Consider the following 18,218-nt stretch of genomic DNA (forward strand, 5'->3'; position numbering starts at 1 on the left):
GTGTCGTCGGCCCTCCCGGAAGGCCCCTCCGGAAGGGCGCCGCTCAGCTCTCCTTGGCCAGGGAGGCGCCGTCGGCCGACAGGTGCACCACGTTCTCCTCTATGCGCGCGACCTGCTCGGGCGCGACGTACAGGTCGCGTGCGAACAGCCCGCGGGCGTCCACCTTCACGAAGCCGGTCCGCATCAGCCGCGCCGCGAGCGCGGGCGGCAGGTCGGGCTCGGCGTCCCTGAAGACGTCCGACAACACGGGCACGAAACCGCGCCCGCGCTCGGGCTCCTGTCCCTCGGTGGTGGCCGCCTGCGGGTCGCCCATTTTCACGAGCTCCACCGTCCCGACCTCCTTGCCGTCGCGGTCGACGACCTTCATGCCGGTGTGCACCTGGCTGATGCCCGGCCTCTGAGGGGTATGCACGGCAACGCTCCTTTCTCGGTCCGGCCGTCACGACTACCCACCGCGCACCAGGAGAGTCCTCGATCATGTGTGAGCCCCCTCGTCAGGGGAACGCGGTGCAGGATGGACGTGGTGAAAGTGGCGTCGTGGCGGGAGCTGGACGACGCGATCGGGGAGGCCAGCCGCGGCGACGGCGCGACGCACGCGCATTCCACGCTGGTCTTCCGCGGCCTGTCGCGCAGCTCGTACTCGCACGTGTCGGGGCTGGCCCGGCTGGACGGCGACTACGCGGAGCTGGAGTCGCACCTGCTGCGCAACTTCTGCAAGTACGCCCACCGGCAGGAGCCCGGCCCGACGGTCTGGGACTGGCTGGCGCTGGGGCAGCACCACGGCCTGCCGACGCGGCTGCTGGACTGGACGTTCTCGCCGCTGGTGGCGCTGCACTTCGCGACCGCGTCGTGGCCGGAGGAGGACGGCCTGCTGCTGGCCCTGGACTGCGCGGGCGCGCACCGGCTGCTGCCGGAGCCGTTGCGCGAGGAGCTGGAGGAGGAGGGCGCGCTGGTCTTCACGACGGAGATGCTCGCCGAGCACGCGCCGGACCTGCGGTGCTTCGACCGGCTGGGCGGCGAGGAGCCGTTCCTGGCGTTCTTCGAGCCGCCGTCGCTGGACGAGCGGGTGGTCAACCAGTCGTCGGTGTTGTCGGCGCTGTCGGACCCGACGTACCAGCTCGAGGACTGGATGGCCGGGCATCCGGGGCTGTGGCGGGCCTGGCGGATCCCGTCGGAGGTGAAGGTGGAGATCAGGCAGCGGCTGGACCAGGCGAACATCACCGAGCGGGTGCTGCTGCCCGGCCTGGACGGGCTGGCGGAGTGGCTGCGCCGCTACTACACCCCCGGCGGCGTCGGGCGCGGCCGGGGCGACGGCGGCGCGTCGATGGCCGAGGACGAGCGGCGCCACCGGCACGGCGACATGGACGGCTGACGCCGCACCCGGACGGCGGGAGCCGCGACGCCGGGCCTGGACGGCAGGGGCGCCGGGTCCGGGTGGCGGAGCGCCTGATGGGACGGGGCGGGGCCCCTTGCCGGGACGGGCGGCGCGACCGAGGATGGCGGGGACGAGCCCGCCTCTCGCCCGGAGGAGCGCTGGATGCCCGATCTGGACGCCTTGTCGTTCGAGCCGCTGACCCCCGTCTCCTTCCTCGACCGCGCCGCCGACGCGCACGGCGACCGCCTGGCCGTGATCGACGGCGAGCGCCGCCTCACCTACCACGAGCTGCGCGACCGGTGCCGCCGCCTGGCGGGCGCGCTGGCGCCGCTGGCGGCGGGCCGCCCGGTGGCGGTGCTCGCGCCGAACACGTCCGTGCTGCTGGAGGCGAACTTCGGCGTGCCGTGGGCGGGCGTGCCGCTGGTGGCGGTCAACACCCGGCTGGCGGCGGGCGAGGTCGGCTACATCCTGGAGCACTCGGGGGCGGGCGTGCTGGTGCACGACCCGGTCTTCGACGACCTGGTGGAGACCGCGCTGGCCGGGCTGGCCGAGCCGCCCCGCCTGGTCCGGGCCGGCGCCGGGTACGAGAGCCTGCTGGCGGAGGCCACCCCGATGGCGCTCACCCCGGCCGACGAGCGGGCGCTGCTGTCGATCAACTACACCTCGGGCACCACGGGCCGCCCGAAGGGCGTGATGTACCACCACCGGGGCGCGTACCTGCAGGCCCTGGCCATGGTGGGGCACGCCGGGCTGTCGCCGGCGACCGTGCACCTGTGGACGCTGCCGATGTTCCACTGCAACGGCTGGTGCTTCCCGTGGGCGGTGACGGCCGCGGCCGGGACGCACGTGTGCCTGCCGCGGCCGGACCCGGCCGAGGTGTGGCGGCTGCTGCGCGCCGAGGGCGTGACGCACCTGGAGGGCGCGCCGACGGTGCTGTCCATGATCGCCTATGCGCCGGACGCCGCCCCGCTGGAGCGCACGGTGCGGGTCTCGACGGGCGGCGCGCCGCCGTCCCCCGCGATCCTGCGGCGCATGTCGGGCCTCGGCTTCGACGTCATCCACCTGTACGGGCTGACCGAGACGTTCGGCCCGGCGATGATCTGCGACTGGCGGCCGGAGTGGGACGCGCTGACCGGCGAGCAGCAGGCCCGGCTGAAGGCCCGCCAGGGCGTCGGCAACCTGATCTCCTGCACCGCCCGCGTCGTGGCGAAGGACGGCACGGAGGTCCCCGCCGACGGCGTCACGGTCGGGGAGATCGCGCTGCGCGGCAACAACGTCATGCTGGGCTACTTCCGCGACCCGGAGGCGACGGCGGCGGCCGCGCCGGACGGCTGGTTCCGCACCGGCGACCTCGGCGTCCGCCATCCCGACGGGTACGTGGAGCTGCGCGACCGCAGCAAGGACGTGATCATCTCGGGCGGCGAGAACATCGCCTCGGTGGAGGTGGAGCAGGCCATCGCCGACCATCCGGCGGTGCTGGAGGTGGCGGTCGTCGCGGTGCCGGACGAGCACTGGGGCGAGGTGCCGGCCGCGTACGTGACGCTGCGCGAGGGCGCGACGGCCACCGCCGACGAGATCATGGAGCACGTGCGGTCGCGGCTGGCGCGGTTCAAGGTGCCGAAGGTGGTGGAGTTCGGCGAGCTGCCGAAGACCTCGACCGGCAAGATCCAGAAGTACGTCCTGCGGGACAAGGCGTGGGCGGGGCACGAGCGCCGCATCAACTGACCGCCTCCCCGAAGGCCACCGGCGCCCAGGCTGCCTCGCCGACGTGGCCCGGGGAGGGGCCGGCATAGGGCAGACTGCAAGGTGAAGGGCGACATGCGAGCCCGGCTCCGTTCCCGGGGCCGCGTCCGCCCACTCTCAGTCAACTTGCAGAAAAGGTCAGTACCCTCCCCCACCATGAAGTGGCAGCGTAAGATCACCACCGCGCTGGAAAGGCACGCGGGCCTGCGTATCGAGCGGGTGGCCAAGGACGCCGCGCCGGCCGGGAGACCGGCCGCGAAAGCGGCCGGGCAGGTCAGGAAGGCCGCCGACGCCTCGTTCCGCCCGCCCGCCGATCCCGGGACCGACCGCCTGCTCAGGGCGCCCGTCTTCGTCATCTCGCCCGTCCGGTCCGGCTCGACGCTGCTGCGCTCGATGCTGAACGCGCACCCCGACCTGCACGCCCCGCACGAGCTGCACGTCCGCCGCCTCAGCGTCGACTTCGGCACGAGCCTGGCGGAGAAGGCGATGGCCGCGCTCGGCCACAACAAGGCCGACCTGGAGCACCTGCTGTGGGACCGGGTGCTGCACCGCGAGCTGGTCCGCAGCGGCAAGCGGTACATCGTGGACAAGACCCCGGCCAACGCCTTCGCCTACGAACGGCTCGCCGCCTGCTGGCCGGACGCGCGCTTCGTGTTCCTGCTGCGCCACCCGGCCTCCATCGCGACCTCCTGGCACGAGGCCAGCCCGGACAAGCGCACCCCGGAGGAGGCGGCGGCCGACGCGCTGCGCTACATGAAGGCGGTGGAGCGTGCCAGAAAGGCGCTGCCCGGCCTGACCGTGCGCTACGAGGACCTGACCGCCGACCCGGAGAAGACGCTGCGCGAGCTGTGCGGCTTCCTCGCCGTCGACTGGGCGCCCGGCATGCTCAGCTACGGCACCCCCGACGTGGTCACCAAGGGCCTCGGCGACTGGAAGGACAAGATCCGCTCCGGCCAGGTGCAGCCCGGCCGCGAGCTGCCCGGCCCCGACGAGGTGCCCGACGTGCTGAAAGGCATGGCCAGGACGTGGGGGTACCTCCCGTGAGGATCCGCTACATGCTGCTGCACGCGTACGGCATGGGCGGCACCATCCGCACCGTGGTCAACCAGGCCAACGCGATGGCCGAGGCGGGCCACGAGGTCGAGATCGTCAGCGTGGTGCGGCGGCGCGGCAAGCCGCAGTTCGCCATCGACCCGCGGGTGCGCGTGTCGGCGCTGGTCGACCAGCGTGAGGGGGTGCCCGCCGACTCGCTGGCGCGCAAGGTGTGGCGGCGGGCCCGCGGCAAGATCGTCCCGTACGGCGAGTTCGCCGCCGAGTGGTTCACCGAGCGCGTCGAGGCGGCCGTGATGGACTACGTGTCGTCCCTGGACGACGGCATCCTCGTCACCACCCGCCCGGCGCTCAACCTGATCTCCGCCCGCCGCGCCTCGCGCAAGGTGATCAGGGTCGCGCAGGAGCACATGAACCTCGGCGCCTACCACGAGGCCGTCCGCGAGCAGATCGCCCGCCACTACGACCGTTTCGACGCGGTGGCCGTGCTCACCGAGACCAGCCGCGCCGAGTACCACGAGATCCTGGACGGCACGCCGATCGTGCGCATCCCGAACGCCGTCCACATGGAGCACCGCAAGCACTCCGACCAGAGCAACCCCGTGGTGATCGCGGCCGGGCGGCTGGTGCCGCAGAAGGGCTACGACATGCTCATCCCGGCCTTCGCCTCGGTCGCGGCGGAGCACCCGGAGTGGCGGCTGCGCATCTTCGGCACCGGCCCGTCGCAGGAGCGGCTCCAGCAGCGCATCGACGAGCGCGGCATGGGCGAGCGCATCACGCTCATGGGCCGCAGCGACCGCATCCACGAGGAGCTGGCCAAGGCGTCGATCTACGCGCTCAGCTCGCGCATCGAGGGCCTGCCGATGGCGATGATCGAGGCGATGGGCCACGCGCTGCCGGTCGTCGCCTTCGACTGCCCCACCGGCCCCGCCGACGTGCTGACGCCCGGCCGCGACGGCGTGCTGGTGCCGCCGCGCAACGTGGAGAAGCTGGGCGAGGAGCTGGGACGGCTGATGGGCGACCGCGAGCTGCGGCTGCGGCTCGGCGCGGCGGCGGCCGAGACCGCCCACGACTACACGCCCGAGGTCGTGATGCCGCTGTGGGAGGAGCTGTTCATGCTGCTCAGCCGCGGCCGGCCGGTGCCCGCCGACTTCGGCAGGCCCCGCTGAACCCCTCGAAGTCGTCAAATCGCGGCCTCGGCCGTATGGCCGGGGCCCGGCAGGAAAGACCTACCTGAGAACCGACAGGGTGATCAGGAGGCTGCCATGGCCGCGTCACACAGCATGTTCCGCCGCAAACCGGTCGAGCAGATCGCGGAGGAGCACGAGGGCGAGCTGTCCCGGTCGCTGGGGCTGTGGCAGCTCACCGCGATCGGGATCGGCGGCATCATCGGCGCGGGCATCTTCGCGCTGGCGGGCGCGGTGGCCAACCAGACGGCCGGGCCGGCGGTGCTGGTGTCGTTCCTGCTGGCCGGGGTGGCCAGCGCGGCGGCGGCCTTCTCCTACGCCGAGTTCGCCGGCATGATCCCGAAGGCCGGCTCCGCCTACACCTACGGCTACGCGGTGCTCGGCGAGATCGTCGGCTGGTTCATCGGCTGGGACCTGCTGCTGGAGTACACCGCGATCGTGGCGGTGGTCGCCATCGGCATCTCCGGCTACTTCGGCTTCCTGGTGCAGGAGCTGGGCCTGAAGCTGCCCGCGTGGATGCTGGGGGCGCCGGGCACCGGCGACGGGCACGTGGTGGACCTGTTCGCGGTGGTGCTGTGCCTGCTCATCGCCTTCCTGCTGAACCGCGGGATCAAGACGGCCGCCCGGTTCGAGACCACCGTCGTCGCGATCAAGGTCGCGGTGGTGCTGGTGGTGATCGTGGTCGGGTTCTTCTTCGTCAACCCGGCCAACTACTCGCCGTTCTTCCCGTTCGGGGTCGGCGGGGCGATCACCGGCGCGGCGACGGTGTTCTTCGCGGTGTTCGGCTACGACGCGATGAGCACCGCGGCCGAGGAGTCGCGCGACGCGCGCCGGCACATGCCGAAGGCCATCATCTACTCGCTGGCCATCTCGATGGTGCTGTACGTGCTGGCCACGCTGGTGCTCACCGGCATGCAGAACTACCGCGACATCGACCCCGAGAGCGGCTTCTCCTCGGCGTTCGCCGCCGTCGGGCTGCGGGGGCTGGCGGCGCTGATCGCGGTGGGGGCCATCATCGGCATCCTCACCGTGATGTTCACGTTCATGCTGGGCGTCACCCGCGTGTGGTTCTCGATGAGCCGGGACGGGCTGCTGCCGGGCTGGTTCGCCCGGCTGCACCCCGTACGGCGGGTGCCGTCGCGGGTCACCTGGATCGTGGGCGTGGCCTCGGCGCTGATCGCCGGGTTCCTGCCGATCAGGGAGGCCGCCGAGCTGACCAACATCGGCATCCTGCTGGCGTTCGTGGTGGTGTGCGCGGCGGTCATCGTGCTGCGTTACCGGCGGCCGGACCTGCACCGGGAGTTCCGCACGCCGGGCATGCCGGTGGTGCCGGCGATCGGGGTGGTGTTCTCGATCTGGCTGATCACGTTCCTGGCGCCGCTGACCTGGCTGCGCTTCGCGGTCTGGTTCGTGCTGGGGCTCGTCGTGTACTTCGCCTACAGCCGGCGGCACTCGGCGCTGAACCGGGACTGAGCGGGTTTTACTCCCCCCATACCATTGCGAAAGCGGACGAAAAGGGTCGAGGCATAGCCTGGTCGTGGGGGCTGATCCAACATGACCATGACCGCGGCCAACGTGTCGCCGAACGTGTCGCTGCCGGCCGAGCTCAACAGCTTCGTGGGCCGCCGACGGGAGATCGCCGAGGTGAAGCGGCTGCTGGCCGAGGCCAGGCTGGTGACGCTGGCCGGCGTCGGCGGCGTCGGCAAGTCACGGCTCGCCCTGCGGGCCGCGGTCGACCTGCGGCGGGCTTACCACGACGGCGTGTGGCTGGTGGAGCTGGCCGCGCTGGAGAGCCCGGAGCTGCTGGTGCCGACCGTGATGGAGGCGCTGCGCGTCCAGGACCGGCCGCCCCGCCCGCCCATCGAGGTGCTGGCCGAGCACCTGCGCGAACGCGAGGCGCTGGTGGTGCTGGACAACTGCGAGCACCTGCTGGACGGCTGCGCCGCCCTGGTGGAACGGCTCGTGCGGGGCGCGCCCGGCCTGCGGGTCCTCGCCACCAGCCGGCAGGCGCTCGGGGTGGCGGGCGAGCAGGTGCTGGCGGTGCCGCCGATGCCGGTGCCGGCGGTCGCCGCCGCGCCCGGCCGTACGGACCCGGGGGCGCGGCACCGGACGGCGCCGGAGGACGACCCACGGCGCCGGACAGGACCGGACCGGGCGGGGCCGGACCCGACAGGACCGGACCCGACAGGACCGGACAGGGCGGAACACGACGGGACCGGGGACGACGCGACGGGCCCGCCGCCGGACGGGCGGACCGACGCGGTGCGGCTGTTCGCCGAGCGGGCGCGGGCCGTGCTGCCCGGCTTCGAGCTGACCGACGCCAACCGGGACGACGTGGCCCGCGTCTGCCGGCGGCTCGACGGCATCCCGCTCGCCATCGAGCTGGCCGCCGTACGACTGCGGGCGCTGTCGGTGGAGCAGCTCCTGGAGCGGCTGGACGACCGCTTCCGGCTGCTCACCACCGGCGCCAGGACCGCGCTGCCGCGCCAGCAGACGTTGCGCTCGCTCATCGACTGGAGCTACGGGCTGTGCACCGAGCAGGAGCGGCTGCTGTGGAGCCGGCTGTCGGTGTTCTCCGGCGGGCTGGACCTGGAGGCGGCCGAGCACGTCTGCGCCGGGGCCGGCATCGCCGCCGAGGACGTGGTGGACCTGGTGGGCGGGCTGGTCGACAAGTCGGTGCTGGCCCGTGAGGAGCACCGGCAGGCCGTGCGGTACCGGCTGCTGGAGACCATCCGCCAGTACGGGCGCGAGCGGCTGCGCGAGTCGGGCGAGGAGGCCTGGATGCGGGCCCGGCACCGCGCCTACTTCCGCGACCTGGCGGTGCGGGCGGGGCGCGAATGGTACGGACCGGGCCAGGTCACCTGGTTCGCCCGGCTCCGCGCCGACCACGGCAACCTCCGCACCGCCCTCGACTCCAGCCTCCCCACCGCTCCCTCTGACACCGGCCCCACCGGCGGCGCGCCAACCGCCCTCAGCCCCTCCCCTTCCAACCAGAAGAACCCCAACCCGAGCGATGGCGCGCCAACCGCCCTCGGCCCCTCCCCTTCCAACCAGAAGAACCCCATCCCGGGCGATGGCGGGCCAGCCGGCCTCGGCCCCTCCCCTTGCAGTCAGAAGGACCTCAGCCCGGGCGGTGGCGGGCGAGCGCCGGAAGGAGCCGGGCCGGGCGGGCCGGTGGACGACGGGTTGGTGCTGGCGACGGCGTTGCGCTTCTACTGGATCGCGGCCGGCGCGCACCGTGAGGGCCGGACCTGGCTGGGCCGCCTGCTGGCCGCCGCCCCCGCCCCCACGGCGGCCCGGGCCGAGGCGTTGTGCGTCAACGCCCGCCTGGCAGTGCTGCAGAGCGACTTCGAGATGGGCGAAGCCCTGCTGGAGGAGTGCCGGGAGCTGGCCCGCACCCTGCCGGCCCCGCTGCCGCCGGCCCCGGCCGCGTACGTGGCGGGCCTGGCCGCGCTGATGCAGGGCGACCCGCAGCGCGCCGTGGAGGAGCTGGGCGCGGCCGTCGAGGGCCATCGGGCGGACGGCGAGGAGAGCGGCGTGGTCAACGCCCTGATGTACCTGGCCACGGCGCACGCCCTGCTGGGCCACGACGACCAGGCGATCGCCCTGTTCAAGGAGTGCCTGGCGATCTGCGAGGCGCGCCACGAGCACTGGTTCCGCTCGTACGCGCTGTGGTTGTTCGGCATCGAGACCTGGCGGCAGGGCGACCCGGCGCGCGCGGTGGAGATGGAGCGCGAGGCGATCCGGCTGAAGGAGCCGTTCGACGACCGGCTCGGCACGGCGTTGTGCGTCGAGGCGCTGGCCTGGATGGCGGCCGGGGGCGCCGGGCAGCAGCCGGCCGAGCGGGCGGCGACGTTGCTCGGGGCGTCGCAGGAGAGCTGGCGGGCGTTCGGCGGGCCGCTGTTCGGCTACCTGTCGGGCTACCACGACGCGGCGGAGGCGGTGGCGCGGGAACGTCTCGGCGCCCGCGGGTTCGAGGCCGCCTTCCGCAAGGGCGTGGAGCTGGCTCCGGCGGACGCGCTGGCGTACGCCATGGGCCGCGGGGCCCGGCCGGCCCGCACCCGCGCCGAGGAGGCCTCGCCGCTGACCCCGCGCGAGCGGGAGATCGCCGGGCTGGTGGCCAGGGGCCTGGCCAACAAGGAGATCGCGGCCACCCTGGTGATCGCGCAGCGCACGGCCGAGGCGCATGTGGAGCACATCCTGCGCAAGCTCGGCTTCACCTCGCGGGCGCAGATCGCGGCCTGGGTCGCCGAGCAGGGCCCGCCGGAGGGCGGTGCCGGGCGGAGCCCGGAGGGGAGCGCCGGGCAGGGCCCGCCGGAGCGGAGCCTTCCGTGACCTCCCGCCTGTTCGCGGACGGCTTCGTGGGACGGCGGCACGAGCTGTCCGTGGCCAGGCGGATGTTGCACACGAGCAGGCTGCTCACCCTCACCGGCGCGGGCGGCGTCGGCAAGACGCGCCTGGCGCTCAAGATCGCCGAGACGCTGCGGCCGGCGTTCCAGGACGTGGAGGTCGTCGAGCTGGGCGGGCTGGCCGCGGGCGAGCCGCTGGAGGCGGCGGTCGCGAGGGCGCTCGGGGTGGACCCGGGCGGCGGGGAGCCCGCGAGGGCGCTGGCCGACCACCTGTCGGGCCGGCGCACGCTGCTCGTGCTGGACGACTGCGAGCACGTGCGCGACGCGTGCGCCCGGCTGGTGGACCTGCTGCTGCGGGCCGCGCCCCGGCTGCGGGTGCTGGCGACCAGCAGGCAGACGCTCGGCGTGTACGGCGAGCAGGTGCTGACCGTGCCCGCGCTGCCGGTGCCGGAGCCGGGTCAAACGCTGCGCGAGACGGCCCGCCTGGACGCGGTGCGGCTGTTCGTGGAGCGGGCGGCGACCGTGCGCCCCGGGTTCACCCTCAACCCGGACAACGTGGCCTGCGTGACGCGGCTGGTGCGCCGCCTGGAGGGCGTCCCGCTGGCCATCGAGCTGGCCGCGGCGCGGCTGCGGACCGCGCCGCTGGAGGAGCTGGCGCGCCGGCTGGAGGAGCGGCCGGGCGCCCCGGCCGACGTGCTGGCCGCCGACGTGCCCGCCGCGCTGCCCCGCCACCGCACGCTGCGGGCGACGCTGGACTGGAGCTTCGGGCTGTGCTCGGAGCCGGAGCGGCGGCTGTGGGCGCGGTTGTCGGCCTTCCCCGGCGACATCGGCCTGGAGGCGGCCGAGGCGGTGGGCGCGGGCGGCGGCATCGAGGAGCCTGAGGTGGTGGACCTGCTGGCCGGGCTGGTGGACAAGTCGGTGCTGGCCGGCGAGCCCCGCGACGACGGGATGCGCTACCACATGCTGGAGAGCCTGCGCGCGTACGGGGCCGAGCGGCTGGAGCCCGCCGACCGCGGCCGGGTGCTGGCCCGGTACGTCCACCACCACCGCGACCTGGTGGAGCGGCACCGCATCGACCGGGCGGTGCCCGACCAGCTCGAACGCTTCCGGCTGCTGCGCGCCGAGCTGCCCAACGTGCGGGCCGCGCTGGAGGCGGGCCTGGCCCGGGGCCCGCTGCACGAGGTGGAGCTGGGCACCGCCTCGGCCCTGTGGTGCTTCTGGCTGCTGTCCGGCGAGCCGGCCGAGGGCCGCCGCTGGCTGGAGCGGGGGCTGGCGCTGGCGCCGGAGGACGGCGTCGCGCGGGCCACGGCCCTGTGGGCGGACGGCATGCTGGCGCTGCGCCAGGGCGACCTGGCGGGGGCCGGGCCGCGCCTCGCGGAGTGCCTGGAGCTGGCCCGGCGGGCCGGGAACGAGAGCGTGCTGCCGCACGCGATCCGGGCCGCCGGGGTGGAGGCGTGCACGGCCGGGGACCCGCCGCGCGGGATGGAGCTGCTGCGCGAGGCGCTGGGCCGGTTCCGGGCGGCGGACGACGTGGACGGCGTGCTGTGCACGCTCCAGTTCGCCGCCGTGTACGGCTCGGTGGCCGACCCGGAGCAGGCGGCCGGGTTCGGGGAGGAGCTGCTGGAGCTGTGCGAGCGCCACCACGCGGTGGTCTCGCGGGCGTACGCGCAGCTCGCGCTCGGCGTGGCGCGGTGGTGTCTCGGCGACTGCCCGGGCGCGGAGGGGCTGGTGCGGGCGGCGGCCGAGTTCACCGGCGGGATCGGCGACCGGTGGGGGCTGACGCAGTGCCTGGAGGTGCTGGCCTGGGCGCAGGGGGCGCGCGGCCGGCACGAGGTGGCGGCGGGGCTGCTGGGCGCGGCCAGCAGCCTGTGGCGGGGGGCGGGCGTGGCCCCGGAGCGGTTGTGCTACCACGCGGCGGCGCACGAGCGCTGCGCCGAGGAGGCGCGGCGGGCGCTCGGGCCGCGGGCGTTCTCCGGGGCCTTCCACTCCGGGGCGCGGCTCGGCCCGGAGCGGGCGATGGGCTACGCGGCCTCCGTGGGGTGAGGCGTGCGCAGCGTCACCGGCCCGAGCAGGCCGGTGACGCGCTGGCCGGGGAAGACGAAGTGGGTCGGGCTCACCTCGTCCAGGTACGGCGCCAGCGTGCCGAGCACCAGCACCTCCACCGTGTTCTCGCCCACGTCCAGCTCGACGGGGAAGACATAGGGCGAGCAGACCCGCACGCCGCAGGGCCGGCCGTTGACGGTGACCTCGGCGGTGCCGCGCACCCGGCCGAGGTCGAGCAGGCCGGGCCCGGCGCCGGCCGGGGCGGTGACGGTGGTGCGGTAGCGCACGCCGCCGCTCCAGCCGGGCAGGCCGCGTTCCTCCCAGTCGCCGAGGCGCATCCGGCCGGGCCCGCAGGTGACGCGGACCGGCCCGGTGAGGGCCGCGCCCGCCTGCGCGCCGGGCTCGGTGGTGAGCAGCAGCTCGATCGGGTCGCCGTCCCGCACCTCGACCGGGACGTCCGCCCGCACCTCGACGCCGGTCGCCCCCGGCGGCCGGTCGAGGAGGAGACGTTCCTGGCGGGGCCGGGCGCCGGGCACCGCGAACCCGGCGGGCGGCGCGGCCGGCCGGCCGTCCAGCCAGCCCGCCTCCGGCAGCGGGTGCGGGCGGGGGCGCAGCCAGAGCGCGGCCGGGTCGCCGTGCTGGCGGCGGCGCACCCGGGGGCGCGGCGACCAGCCGGGCCCCGAGACGGCGACGCCGTCGGTCAGCACCCAGCCCGCGGACTCGACGGTGATCGTGTTGGGGCCGGGCCGCAGCAGGGGCGCCAGGTCGTAGCGGCGCACGCGCGGGATGTCGGCCTCGGCGTACGGGTCGAACCCGCCCTGCCGCCCCGCCTCGACGCCGTTGACCAGCACCCGGCAGAACGCGGTGGACGCCACCTGGAGCAGGTGCTCCTCCCCCGCCTCGACCACGGTCTCCAGGCGCGGCCCGGCGATCCACTCGGGCCGGGCGGCGTCGGCGGGGTCGCCGGCCAGGCAGGCGTAGGCGCGCAGGTCCAGCTCCTCGTCCGGGACGAGCAGCAGCTCCAGCAGGTGCTCGCCGGGCTCGACGGGCGCGCGGGTGACGGCGGCGTACCCGGTGTCGGCCAGCTCGCGTTCCTCGCCGCCGAGCCACAGCCGTTTGGCCGCGCCCGCGCCGAGCGCCAGCCACCGGGGCGGGCCCGGCGGGACGGTGAGCACGCTGCGGAAGCGGGCCTCGGCCCCGGCCGCGACCCGGCCGAAGGCCAGGAACTCGACGGGCACGTGGCCCTTGGGGCCGAGCACGTCGCGGTGCACGGGGTCCTTGCGCAGGCCGCGCGAGGCCGACCAGACGGACGGTGTCCAGGGGCCGTCGCCGACGCGCTGCTCGCCGCGCGGGCCGAACGTGACGTGCACCGGCTCCCCGGCGGGCGTGCGCAGCGTCCAGAGCTCGACGCCCGCGCCCCCGCCGAAGTCGGACCAGGTGTCGTCGAGCGTCGGCACCAGCTCGACGTCCCATTCGTCCCCGAGGCCGGTCTGCACCGGGTACGCGGGCGGCGGCGGCGCGGGGTCGGCGGCGGTGCCGTCGAACACCAGCAGCGCGGCGGGCCCGTCGTCGAACGGCACCACCACCTCGACGGCGTCGCCGCGCCGGGTGTGCGGCAGCGGGACCGGGTCGCCGCCCGCGAAGGGCCGCAGCAGCTTGGGGGCGCCCGCCACGTCGCGGACGGTGATCCGCGTCTCGCGGGCGTAGCGGGCGGGGTCGAAGTCGATGCGGGCGTCCAGCCAGCCCAGCTCCACGCCCCGCTCCTCGGGCCGGCCGACGCCGATCCTGCTGGCCATGGGGTGCGTGGCGGTCAGGAACACGAGGGTGGCGTCGCCGCTCTCGCGCACCAGCGCGGGCACCGGCGCCTCCACCCGGCGGGGCAGCCCTTCCAGTGCCTCCCCCAGGTCGCCGGGGGCGGCGGCGAGGCGGGCCCGGCCGCGCAGCGCCGGGGGCACCGCGCCGACGGCCACCAGCAGGCCGCCCGCGTCGGCGAAGGCGGCCAGCCGCGCCGCCACGTCGTCGTCGAGGACGGTGACGGCGGGCAGCACGACCGCCCGGTACGCCTCGGCGGACACGGCCAGCCGCCCGCCGGAGACCTCCGCGCGCCGCACCGAGTCCTCGTCGAGTACGTCGGCGTCCAGCCCGAGCCGGTCGAGCACGCCCGGCTTCGTGGCGAACCACGCCATGTCGCCGACCAGCTCCCGGTAGACCTCCTCCGCCCGGGCCGCCGCGGCGGCGGGCGGGCGGGCGCCGGCGAGCGCCGTCCCCGCCTGGGCGGTGGCGGTGGGCAGCAGGACCGCGACGTCGCAGGCGTGCCGGCCCGGCGACAGCGCGGCGCACAGCCGGGTCACGGCGTCGGCGAAGACCCGGTGGTGCCGCCAGTACGGCTGCCGCCAGTCGGTGGACGGCGGCGCCCACTCCCACCAGCCGCGCCGCGTCGTGTAGTAGACGGCGTGCGGGTTGTAGAGGGTGGCGCCGGCCCGCAGCCAGGGCAGCAGCCAGTCGAAGGTCTCCTCCAGGGTGCCGCCCCAGCCGCTGGAGTGGAACGCCTCGATCCAGGTGCGCGGGCGGCCGTACAGGTGGGCGAGGGAGGAGTGCAGGCGGGCGTCGCCGTGGTGGTCGGAGCCGGGCGCGGAGAACCAGCGGTGGGTGCGGGCGTAGTCGGCGTACAGCTCGACGCCCGCCACCGGGTGCCCGGCGCGGGCCGGGTCCTGCTGGTCGCAGCCGTTGAGCAGCCCGTGCCGCCGGTGCCAGTCGGCCAGCGGCCGGAAGAACGCCTCCTCGGCCAGCTCGGCGCGGGTGCGCTGGTAGGCGGCCCAGTCGGGGTCGGCGAGCGAGAACGGCTCGCCGCGCCGCGCCAGGTGCTCCTCGGCGAAGCGGGCCGACCAGGTGGGCAGCGCGGGCAGCTCATCCTGGAACGACCCCGCGATGACCCGCCCGAACCAGTGCCCGACGCGCCGCTCGAACTCGCCGTGCACCCGGTCCAGCAGCACCGCGCACGCCTCGGCCGACAGGTAGTCGAAGCCGCGCGTGGTGACCTCGCCGCCGGGCCCGAGCCACTGCCCGGCGAACTCGGGCCGCTCCTGCACCAGCCGGGCCTGCAGGTCGGCGCCGGAGAAGCCGAGCTGGTCGTAGAACCACAGGTACGCGCCCAGCCCGGCGGCGTCGGCGCACACCCCGTCCAGCAGCTCCCACCACGCCTCGGACAGGAACGGCGGGTCGTCGGCGTCGGCGCCGAACAGCGGCCCCGAGGGGGCCAGGTTGAGGATGACGAGGTTGTGCACGCCCCCCGCCACCAGCCGCTCCATCTGCCAGCGCAGCCGGTCGCGGCGCAGCGGCTCGCCGCTCCACCACCAGATGGCGGCCGGGGAGAACTCCCGGGGCGGCTCCCGGAAGGCGTCGAGGGCGTTCATCCCTTGAGCCCGCTGGAGAAGCCCTTGATGACGTAACGCTGCAGGGCGAGGAAGACCGCGACGATCGGCAGCGCGCCGAGCACCAGGCCGGCGAAGACCAGGCCGTGCTGGGAGACGTACTGGCCGACGAAGGCGAAGACGCTGACCGGCACCGTCTCGAAGCCGGAGCCGCCGAGGTAGACCAGCGGGGTGAAGAAGTCGTTCCAGATGAAGACCGCGTTGAGGATGAGCACGGTGCCGGTGATGGGCCGCAGCAGCGGGAAGACGACGCGGGTGAAGGCCGTCAGGTGGCCGGCGCCGTCGATCTGGGCGGCGCTGGCGTACTCGCGGGGCAGCGCCCGGATGAAGCCGGTGTAGAGGAAGACGGTGAACGGGAGCTGGATGCCGGTGTAGAAGAGGATCATCCCGGCGTGCGTGCCGATCAGCCCGAGGTCGGTGACCAGCCGGTAGAGCGGGATCATGCCGAGCTGGAAGGGCAGCACGATGCCGAGCAGGAACAGGATGTACAGGCCGTAGCCGAGCCGGGTCTGCACGCGGGCCAGGAAGTAGGCGGCGAACGAGCCGAGCGCGATGAGCGCGATGAGGCTGACCACGGTGATGACGGTGCTGTTGACCAGCGACGGGCCGAGCGCGGCGGCCGACCAGGCGGCGGTGAAGTTGTCGAAGGTGGGCGGGTCGGGCAGCGCCAGCGGCGTCTGCGAGATCTGCGCCGGGTCCTTCAGCGACAGCGACACCAGCGTGTAGACGGGGAACAGGAACGCCACCGCCACCGCGATCATGACGATCTCCAGCAGGAACGTCCGGCGCATCACGCGCTCACCTCCCGGCCGCGCAGGTAGTAGACCTGGACGAGCGAGACCGCGGCCACGAACAGCGCCAGCACCAGCGCGACGGCGGTGCTGTAGCCGAACTTGCCGAACACGAACGCCTGCTTGTACAGCACGGTGGACAGGGTCTCGGTGGCGTAGCCGGGGCCGCCGTTGGTGGCGGCGAAGACCTGGTCGAACAGCTTCAGCCCGCCGATCGTGGACAGCATCAGGTTGATCGTGACGGCGGGCGCGAGCAGCGGCCAGGTGACGTAGCGGAAGCGCTGGAACGTGCCCGCCCCGTCGATCATGGCGGCCTCGTGCAGCTCCTTCGGCACGCCCTCCAGCCCGGCCAGGAAGATGACCATGGAGTAGCCGGCGTACTGCCACACCACCATCCCGGCGATCGACCACAGCGCCACGGACGGGTCGCCGAGCCAGTCGACGTGCAGGCCGAGCAGCCCGTTGAGGCCGGCCTCCGGGTCGGGGTTGTAGATGTACTTCCACAGGAAGGCCACCATGACGGGGCTGACGACGACGGGCGCGAAGAAGATCACGCGCAGCAGGGCGCGGCTCTTCAGCCTGGCGTTGACGCCGAGCGCGAGCAGCAGGCCGACGCCGTTCTGCACGGCGACGACGGCCAGGGTGAGCAGCAGGGTGTTGCCGATCGAGCCCATGGCCTGCTCGTCGCCGAGCAGGGTGCGGAAGTTGGCCAGGCCCACGAAGGACATGTCCTGCCCGATGCCGCTCCAGTCGGTGAAGGCGTACACGACGCCGCTGATCGCCGGGTAGAGCACGACCAGCGCGTACACCGCGAGCGCGGGGGCGGCGAACAGCCAGGGCGGGGTGGTGGCGCTGCGGCGCGGCCGGGCGGTGCGGGCCGGGCGCGCGCGCCAGGCGGTCAGCGGGGTCACTTGCGGTACGCCTCGTCCATCTTCTTCAGGGCCTCCGCGATCGTCGAGTCGCCGGCCAGCAGCTCCTGGACGACGGCGAAGTGCACCGGCTGCACCTCGGCGTTGGGCCAGCGCTGGTCCATGAACGGCACCGCGCGGTCCTTGGTGAACGGCAGGAACGACTGCACCGCCGGGTCGATGGTGGAGGAGGCGTCCTGCGTGAGCGGGATGGCGGCGATCTCCTTGGCCCAGGCGTTGATGTTCTCCTGCTTGCCGAGGAAGTCGACGAACGCCTTGGCGGCCTCGGCGTTCCTGCCCTTGGCGCTGACGCCGAGCCCGACCACGACGCCGGCCGGGATCCACACCGAGGCGGCGTCGTCGGCGCCCGGCACGGGGAACATCGACAGGTCGTCGGGCGAGGAGGCGGCCTTGCGGAAGTCCGGCAGCACGGCCGAGACCTGCACGGCCATGGCGGCCTTGCCGGTGGCCACCATCGAGGTCTGCTGCTCGAAGGTGGTGCCGTTGGGCTTGTCGTTGAAGAAGCCGCGCTTCTGCAGCTCCAGGTACATCTCGAAGGCCTGCTGCCAGCCGGAGCCGGTGAAGCTCGCCTGCCCGGCGAGCTGCTTGTCGTCGAAGGCGGGGTCCTTGGCGTAGACGGTGGAGGGAACCAGCGCGTACGTGATGAGCTGGGTGACCCACGGCGTCTGCGCGCCGAGCGCGATCGGCACGACGCCGGCCTTCTTCAGCTTGTCGCAGACGGACAGGAACTCGCTCCACGTGGTGGGCGGCGCGTCGACGCCGGCCTGCTGGAAGACCTTCTTGTTGTAGACGGCGCCGATGACGGAGGAGCCGGCCGAGTAGATGTAGGTCTTGCCGTCGAGCTGGAAGGCGGGCTTGAAGCCCGCCGGGATGGTCTGCGTCCACGGCTGGGCCGACAGGTCGGCCAGCAGGCCCGCCTTGGCGATCTGGCTCATGGACATCGCGCTGCCGTTGCCGGGGTAGACCACGTGCAGGTCGGGCGCGTTGCCGGCGCCGAGCTGGGTGCGGAGCGAGGTCTGCACCTGGTCGGTCGGCGCGTACGAGGGCGTGACGCGCACCCCGGGCTTGGCCTGGGCGTAGGCGGCGGCCAGCTTGTCCATGGGCGCCTTCTGGTCGGACACCCCGATGAACTTCAGGTCGGTCGTGGTGCCGCCGCCGCCGGTCGTCGCGGTGGTCTCGGGCCTGGTGGAGCAGGCGGTGGCGGCCGTCGCCAGGGCGAGGCCGCCCATCAGGCGGAAGAACTGTGCGCGGCTCACCCGGGCGTCGTGCAGAAGGTCGGTCATGGCCCGCCTACCTCCATGAATTGATTGTTAATTTAAC

At 74.3% G+C, this 18,218-nt stretch carries 12 protein-coding genes; 7 read left to right on the top strand and 5 right to left on the bottom strand.

The features are described 5' to 3' along the window. Positions 1 to 43 precede the first annotated feature (43 nt). Positions 44 to 412 (bottom strand): hypothetical protein, encoded by a 369-nt coding sequence (locus MF672_RS18820; RefSeq protein ID WP_242380673.1) that lies wholly within the window; start codon positions 410 to 412, stop codon positions 44 to 46. A gap of 111 nt (positions 413 to 523) precedes the next feature. On the opposite strand from MF672_RS18820, the gene MF672_RS18825 reads away from it, so the two are divergent. From MF672_RS18825 to MF672_RS18855, 7 genes are all read left to right on the top strand, one after another. Further along, a complete protein-coding gene (locus MF672_RS18825) occupies positions 524 to 1,372 on the top strand; it encodes an FRG domain-containing protein (protein ID WP_247815310.1) in 849 nt (282 codons plus the stop codon). Between the two features lie 165 nt (positions 1,373 to 1,537). After that, on the top strand, positions 1,538 to 3,100 hold the full coding sequence (locus tag MF672_RS18830) for an AMP-binding protein (protein ID WP_242380676.1): 1,563 nt from the start codon (positions 1,538 to 1,540) through the stop codon (positions 3,098 to 3,100). A gap of 174 nt (positions 3,101 to 3,274) precedes the next feature. Further along, complete coding sequence (locus tag MF672_RS18835) at positions 3,275 to 4,162, top strand: sulfotransferase family protein (protein WP_242380678.1); 888 nt, start codon at positions 3,275 to 3,277, stop codon at positions 4,160 to 4,162. Then, positions 4,159 to 5,337 carry a glycosyltransferase family 4 protein gene (locus MF672_RS18840; protein WP_242380679.1) on the top strand — a complete coding sequence of 393 codons (1,179 nt, stop codon included), beginning with the start codon at positions 4,159 to 4,161 and terminating at the stop codon, positions 5,335 to 5,337. Before MF672_RS18835 ends, MF672_RS18840 begins: the two co-directional genes overlap by 4 nt. A 96-nt stretch (positions 5,338 to 5,433) precedes the next feature. After that, on the top strand, positions 5,434 to 6,828 hold the full coding sequence (locus MF672_RS18845) for an amino acid permease (RefSeq protein WP_242380680.1): 1,395 nt from the start codon (positions 5,434 to 5,436) through the stop codon (positions 6,826 to 6,828). Between the two features lie 81 nt (positions 6,829 to 6,909). Continuing rightward, a complete protein-coding gene (locus MF672_RS18850; protein WP_242380681.1) occupies positions 6,910 to 9,690 on the top strand; it encodes an ATP-binding protein in 2,781 nt (926 codons plus the stop codon). Further along, the gene (locus MF672_RS18855; protein ID WP_242380682.1) at positions 9,687 to 11,747 is read left to right on the top strand and encodes an ATP-binding protein; all 2,061 of its coding nucleotides are present in this window, start codon (positions 9,687 to 9,689) and stop codon (positions 11,745 to 11,747) included. Before MF672_RS18850 ends, MF672_RS18855 begins: the two co-directional genes overlap by 4 nt. Here the strand turns inward: MF672_RS18855 and MF672_RS18860 are convergent. The 4 genes from MF672_RS18860 to MF672_RS18875 are packed head-to-tail and all read right to left on the bottom strand — an operon-like array spanning position 11,726 to position 18,181. Then, positions 11,726 to 15,160, bottom strand: coding sequence for a hypothetical protein (locus MF672_RS18860; protein ID WP_242380683.1), 3,435 nt, complete (start codon positions 15,158 to 15,160; stop codon positions 11,726 to 11,728). The two genes, MF672_RS18855 and MF672_RS18860, sit on opposite strands and share 22 nt — an antisense overlap. After that, on the bottom strand, positions 15,157 to 15,969 hold the full coding sequence (locus MF672_RS18865) for a carbohydrate ABC transporter permease (protein WP_242380684.1): 813 nt from the start codon (positions 15,967 to 15,969) through the stop codon (positions 15,157 to 15,159). The genes MF672_RS18860 and MF672_RS18865 overlap by 4 nt, the downstream gene beginning before the upstream one ends. Further along, on the bottom strand, positions 15,969 to 16,880 hold the full coding sequence (locus MF672_RS18870; RefSeq protein WP_242380685.1) for a carbohydrate ABC transporter permease: 912 nt from the start codon (positions 16,878 to 16,880) through the stop codon (positions 15,969 to 15,971). Before MF672_RS18870 ends, MF672_RS18865 begins: the two co-directional genes overlap by 1 nt. Continuing rightward, complete coding sequence (locus tag MF672_RS18875; protein ID WP_242380686.1) at positions 16,877 to 18,181, bottom strand: extracellular solute-binding protein; 1,305 nt, start codon at positions 18,179 to 18,181, stop codon at positions 16,877 to 16,879. Before MF672_RS18875 ends, MF672_RS18870 begins: the two co-directional genes overlap by 4 nt. Positions 18,182 to 18,218: the final 37 nt, after the last annotated feature.

The organism is Actinomadura luzonensis, assembly GCF_022664455.2.
Lineage (GTDB): Bacteria > Actinomycetota > Actinomycetes > Streptosporangiales > Streptosporangiaceae > Nonomuraea > Nonomuraea luzonensis.